6 protein-coding genes are annotated in these 4,700 nt (G+C 38.9%); 4 read left to right on the top strand and 2 right to left on the bottom strand.

Going from position 1 to position 4,700, the window contains the following annotated elements:
- Positions 1-75: 75 nt before the first annotated feature.
- Positions 76-300 carry a DNA polymerase III subunit theta gene (locus AACU95_RS09795; RefSeq protein WP_004243467.1) on the top strand — a complete coding sequence of 75 codons (225 nt, stop codon included), beginning with the start codon at positions 76-78 and terminating at the stop codon, positions 298-300.
- A 116-nt stretch (positions 301-416) separates the two neighbouring features.
- Here the strand turns inward: AACU95_RS09795 and yebF are convergent, their stop codons facing one another.
- Both yebF and AACU95_RS09785 read right to left on the bottom strand, forming a co-directional pair.
- Positions 417-812 (bottom strand): protein YebF, encoded by a 396-nt coding sequence (gene yebF, locus AACU95_RS09790; RefSeq protein WP_012368045.1) that lies wholly within the window; start codon positions 810-812, stop codon positions 417-419.
- A gap of 97 nt (positions 813-909) precedes the next feature.
- A complete protein-coding gene (locus AACU95_RS09785) occupies positions 910-1,092 on the bottom strand; it encodes a YoaH family protein (RefSeq protein WP_004243469.1) in 183 nt (60 codons plus the stop codon).
- A gap of 79 nt (positions 1,093-1,171) precedes the next feature.
- On the opposite strand from AACU95_RS09785, the gene pabB reads away from it, so the two are divergent.
- The 3 genes from pabB to AACU95_RS09770 all read left to right on the top strand — a co-directional run bounded on the left by pabB (position 1,172) and on the right by AACU95_RS09770 (position 4,693).
- Entirely contained in the window at positions 1,172-2,599 is a 1,428-nt protein-coding gene (gene pabB / locus AACU95_RS09780) for an aminodeoxychorismate synthase component 1 (RefSeq protein WP_004248307.1), read from the top strand.
- A complete protein-coding gene (locus AACU95_RS09775) occupies positions 2,586-3,146 on the top strand; it encodes a CoA pyrophosphatase (protein ID WP_004248308.1) in 561 nt (186 codons plus the stop codon). Before pabB ends, AACU95_RS09775 begins: the two co-directional genes overlap by 14 nt.
- A gap of 185 nt (positions 3,147-3,331) precedes the next feature.
- Positions 3,332-4,693 (top strand): L-serine ammonia-lyase, encoded by a 1,362-nt coding sequence (locus tag AACU95_RS09770; RefSeq protein ID WP_004248310.1) that lies wholly within the window; start codon positions 3,332-3,334, stop codon positions 4,691-4,693.
- Positions 4,694-4,700 lie beyond the last annotated feature (7 nt).

Genomic DNA, 4,700 nt, shown 5'->3' with positions numbered 1-4,700 from the left:
ATAATTTCTTTTAGTTACTTGCATTACTCATCGCTCTCTTTTACTTTACTCTCATATAACAAGGGAGAAAGTACGATGGGTTATAACCTTGCTGAACTTACACAAGAAGAAAAAGATAAAATTAATGTCAACCTAGCCGCTTCAGGGGTTGCCTTTAAAGAGCGTTATAATATGCCAGTAGTGGCTGATGCGATAGCAAGAGAGCAACCTCAAGCTTTACAAAGCTATTTTCAAGAAAGAGTGACCTTTTATCGAGCACGAAGCCAACACTATTCTCGCTTACCTTTTGAGTCGAAATAAATACCGTGCTCAATATTAAAAAAAGAGATAAACATTTACGTTTATCTCTTTTTTATTTTCAAGTAATGATATAAAAAATGGGCGAAAAATCGCTATTTTTTATCAGTTAAATGATACTATTTACTTGATATATAGGTAATTTTATTCTCATCACAATTAACTTCAACATTGTAACGTAGATCGGTACGAGCACCTCTTACATCCAAGATAACATGATAGCTATTATCTCTTTTGATAACATCGTTCGCATTAATATTCGCCACAGGTTTTGGTCCTAGCGCTTTTTTATCATCCTGCCAGCGAGGTAATCGATTGAGTAAATAATCATTTTTCACTCTAGTGGCAAGTTGTTCTTTATCAAGATTAACACAACTAGCAAAAGGGGCTGAGCGCACAACATTATTATCATTATTCACATTTGTGACACTTTCTGCAGAGGCTCCAAAAGAAACCGCAAGAAAAAAACCTGCACCAAGTATCCCTGTTTGACCAACTAATTTGCTTAATTTCATAATAACCTCCCGAAAATATCCCTTAAAGCAGGACGAGTTTCTATTAAGCATAGCATAAGCAAAACAGGGTATTTGTGACATTTGTTAAAAAAATGTTTTAATCATTGTCATCGTCAAACACAATAGAGACTGATTCACGAGTCGTGTGTTTTTCTCTTAATTCTTGAGCGACCAATTGGATCGCCTCACCACTACTCATACCTTCGGACATCAGATGTTGAATTTTTTCTACTGCTTTTTGTTGTTCTTCATGTGTTAATGTAGGCATTCCTAGAAACATAATGTTACTCTTATCTTAATCGATTTCTATGTTGGTCTTTACAATAATGCAATCACTGAACTAATGATTGATAGTGTAAATGATACAGAATACTTGTTTAAATGGTCATAAAATGGATATGCAATTACAGCAACGTGAATTAACTTATACCCCTGATTTAGCATTACGGGTATTTGCACCTATCGCCTCTTTGTCTTGGTCTAGTTTACTGCATTCAGGTTTTGCCGAACATCACCATAATCGTTTTGATATTGTTGTATCCGATCCTGCTATTACCTTAGAAACACGCAAACAAATTACCACTATTAAAGAGAAAACCGGTCGAGTCAAACGCTCTAAAAAAGATCCCTTTACGCTTATCCAAACAGCATTAGACGCTTTTAATTTTCATCCAGTCAGTGATGAAACGCTTCCTTTTCTAGGTGGCGCATTAGGTATATGGAGTTACGATTTAGGTCGTCGCATTGAAATATTACCAGAATTAGCAAAAAATGAACTTAATTTCGCTGATATGGCTATCGGTATTTATGATTGGGCACTAATTGTTGACCATCAACTGAAAAAAGCCACATTAATAAGCTACCAAGATATTGACGCACGTCTCCAATGGCTAGCAAAGCACGCTGATAATAACACAATAGAAAAAAAAGAACCTTTTGTCTTAACTTCTCCATGGCAATCAAACATGAGTAGTGATGAATACAATGAAAAAATTGCTAAAATTCATCAATACTTACTTTCAGGGGATTGCTATCAAGTCAATTTAGCGCAACGTTTTTGTGCTAATTATAGCGGTGATGAATGGAATGCATTTTTAACACTAAATCAAGCGAATAAAGCACCATTTTCTGCTTTTATGCATTTACCTCATCATTTTGTTATGAGTATTTCTCCTGAACGTTTTATTCATTTAAGTGATCATAAAATTGAAACACGTCCAATAAAGGGTACCCTTCCCCGTAAAGCGCATCCCGATGAAGATGATGAACAAGCGCAATTGCTGGCAAATTCTCGTAAAGATCGTGCTGAAAACTTAATGATTGTCGATTTAATGCGCAATGATATTGGTAAAGTTGCCACAACAGGATCAGTCAAAGTACCTGAATTATTCGTTGTTGAACGCTTTCCCGCCGTGCACCACTTAGTCAGCACTATTACCGCTGAACTTCCAGAAAATTTAAACGCAACTGACTTATTACGTGCTGCCTTCCCCGGTGGTTCAATTACTGGCGCACCTAAAATTAGAGCAATGGAGATTATCGAAGAACTAGAGCCACATCGTCGCCATGGATATTGTGGTGCCATTGGCTATATTAGTTTTTGTGGTACGATGGATACTAATATCTCAATTAGAACCCTACTGACGGAAAAAAATAAAATTTACTGTTGGGCGGGGGGTGGAATTGTCGCTGATAGCGTTGCCGAACAAGAGTACCAAGAAACCTTTGATAAACTTGGTCAAATATTAACTGTTTTAAGTGAAGTTTCTCCCGATGACACTTATTGATACCTTTATCAATCGCTTTCAACTTACTTTACCCGAGCCGGTAAATCAGCCTATTGATGCTAAAAAATCGGCAGCGGTTTTACTGCCGATTATCAATAAGCCTAATCCAACGATCCTCTTAACAGAGCGCGCATCAACGTTGCGCTCTCATGCCGGACAAGTTGCGCTCCCCGGAGGGAAACGCGATCCACAAGATAAAAACCTTATTGAAACGGCATTACGTGAAGCCCATGAAGAGGTCGATATTCCGCCCAGTATGGTTTCTGTGATCGGCCAATTAGCCCCATTACGCAGTTCAGAAGGTTATTTAGTAACCCCCATTGTCGGGGTGATCCCCCCCAATTTATCTTTACGTCATAATCCCACAGAAGTCGCTTCTGTCTTTGAAATGCCATTAAGTTATGTACTCAATACTCAGCGCTATTTACCGTTAGATTTTCGTCGTGCCGGTAAAATGCATCGCATCTATTTTTACCCTTATGAAGGGCATTTGGTGTGGGGACTAACCGCAGCTATTTTACATAACCTCGCGTTGCATATTACTTAATTTATTATTTTATTATCCAACGCTATCTTTTTATCGTCACCACTACAACTGTACTTAGCTATTTTAAAAAAATGTTGTAAACTAGACTATTAACGGGACGATATAATCGTAAAAACGCTCCCCTTACTATAAATAACTATATTTTTATTATTTTTTTAACCCTCACTCTTATTAAGGAGTCTGACGTGATTAGCGTTTTCGACATGTTTAAAGTGGGCATTGGGCCATCTAGCTCTCACACCGTAGGCCCCATGAAAGCGGGGAAAGAATTTGTCGATGATTTAGTCAGCCAGGATCTGATTGCGTCTGTCACTCGCGTAGCTGTTGATGTATACGGCTCATTGTCATTGACAGGCAAAGGTCACCACACTGATATCGCAATTATTATGGGCTTAGCAGGTAATGCACCCGCTACTGTCGATATTGACAGCATTCCCGGTTTTATTCGTGAAGTTGAAGAAACTGGCCGTTTACCATTAGCAAATGGATTAAAAGTTGTCGATTTTCCAGCTGAAAGTATGCATTTTAGCAATGATAATCTTTCATTACATGAAAATGGCATGACAATTCATGCTTTTGCAGGTGACAAAGAAATTTATCGTAAAACCTACTACTCTATTGGTGGTGGATTTATTGTTGATGAAGAAAACTTCGGCAAATCTGTGCTTGACAGCCAACCTGTTTCTTATCCTTATGCAAGCGCTGAAGAGTTATTAAAACATTGTAAAGAAACCGGATTATCAATCTCTAGCTTAATGATGAAAAATGAGCTAGATCTTCATACTCAAGCCGAAATTAGTGCCTATTTTGCTGATGTTTATAAAACCATGCAAGAGTGTATCGAGCATGGTTTAAATACCGAAGGCGTATTACCGGGACCACTTCGTGTTCCTCGTCGTGCTGCGTCACTAAATCGTTTATTAACTTCCAGTAATAGCCTGTCTAACGATCCGATGAAAGTCGTTGATCTTATCAATATGTTTGCACTGGCAGTGAATGAAGAAAATGCCGCAGGTGGACGAGTGGTCACCGCACCAACGAATGGTGCATGTGGTATTGTTCCAGCTGTATTGGCTTATTACGATCGCTGTATTGAAAAGGTCACGCCTGAAATTTATACCCGTTATTTCTTAGCCTCAGGGGCGATTGGTATTCTTTACAAAATGAATGCTTCTATTTCTGGCGCTGAAGTGGGTTGCCAAGGCGAAGTGGGCGTTGCTTGCTCAATGGCTGCGGCCGGGCTTGCTGAATTACTCGGTGCTAGCCCTGAACAAGTCTGTGTTGCTGCTGAAATCGGTATGGAGCATAACTTAGGTTTAACTTGCGATCCTGTTGCAGGACAAGTACAAGTTCCTTGTATTGAACGCAATGCAATTGCCTCTGTTAAAGCGGTAAATGCTGCTCGTATGGCATTACGTCGTACCAGTGAACCACGAGTTTCACTTGATAAAGTGATTGAAACCATGTACGAAACAGGTAAAGACATGAACGCAAAATATCGCGAAACCTCTCGTGGTGGATTAGCAATAAAAGTTCAATGTGACTAATTAGCCT

Source organism: Proteus sp. G4415 (assembly GCF_963896075.1).
Classification (GTDB): domain Bacteria; phylum Pseudomonadota; class Gammaproteobacteria; order Enterobacterales; family Enterobacteriaceae; genus Proteus; species Proteus mirabilis.
This window is presented reverse-complemented; position numbering and strand designations above follow the sequence as displayed.

What these genes read in the sequence shown, in the direction of transcription:
- AACU95_RS09795 (WP_004243467.1), top strand. Translation starts at nt 76, where the DNA reads ATGGGTTATAACCTTGCTGAACTTACACAAGAAGAAAAAGATAAAATT.
- yebF (WP_012368045.1), bottom strand. Translation starts at nt 812, where the DNA reads ATGAAATTAAGCAAATTAGTTGGTCAAACAGGGATACTTGGTGCAGGT.
- AACU95_RS09785 (WP_004243469.1), bottom strand. Translation starts at nt 1,092, where the DNA reads ATGTTTCTAGGAATGCCTACATTAACACATGAAGAACAACAAAAAGCA.
- pabB (WP_004248307.1), top strand. Translation starts at nt 1,172, where the DNA reads ATGATACAGAATACTTGTTTAAATGGTCATAAAATGGATATGCAATTA.
- AACU95_RS09775 (WP_004248308.1), top strand. Translation starts at nt 2,586, where the DNA reads ATGACACTTATTGATACCTTTATCAATCGCTTTCAACTTACTTTACCC.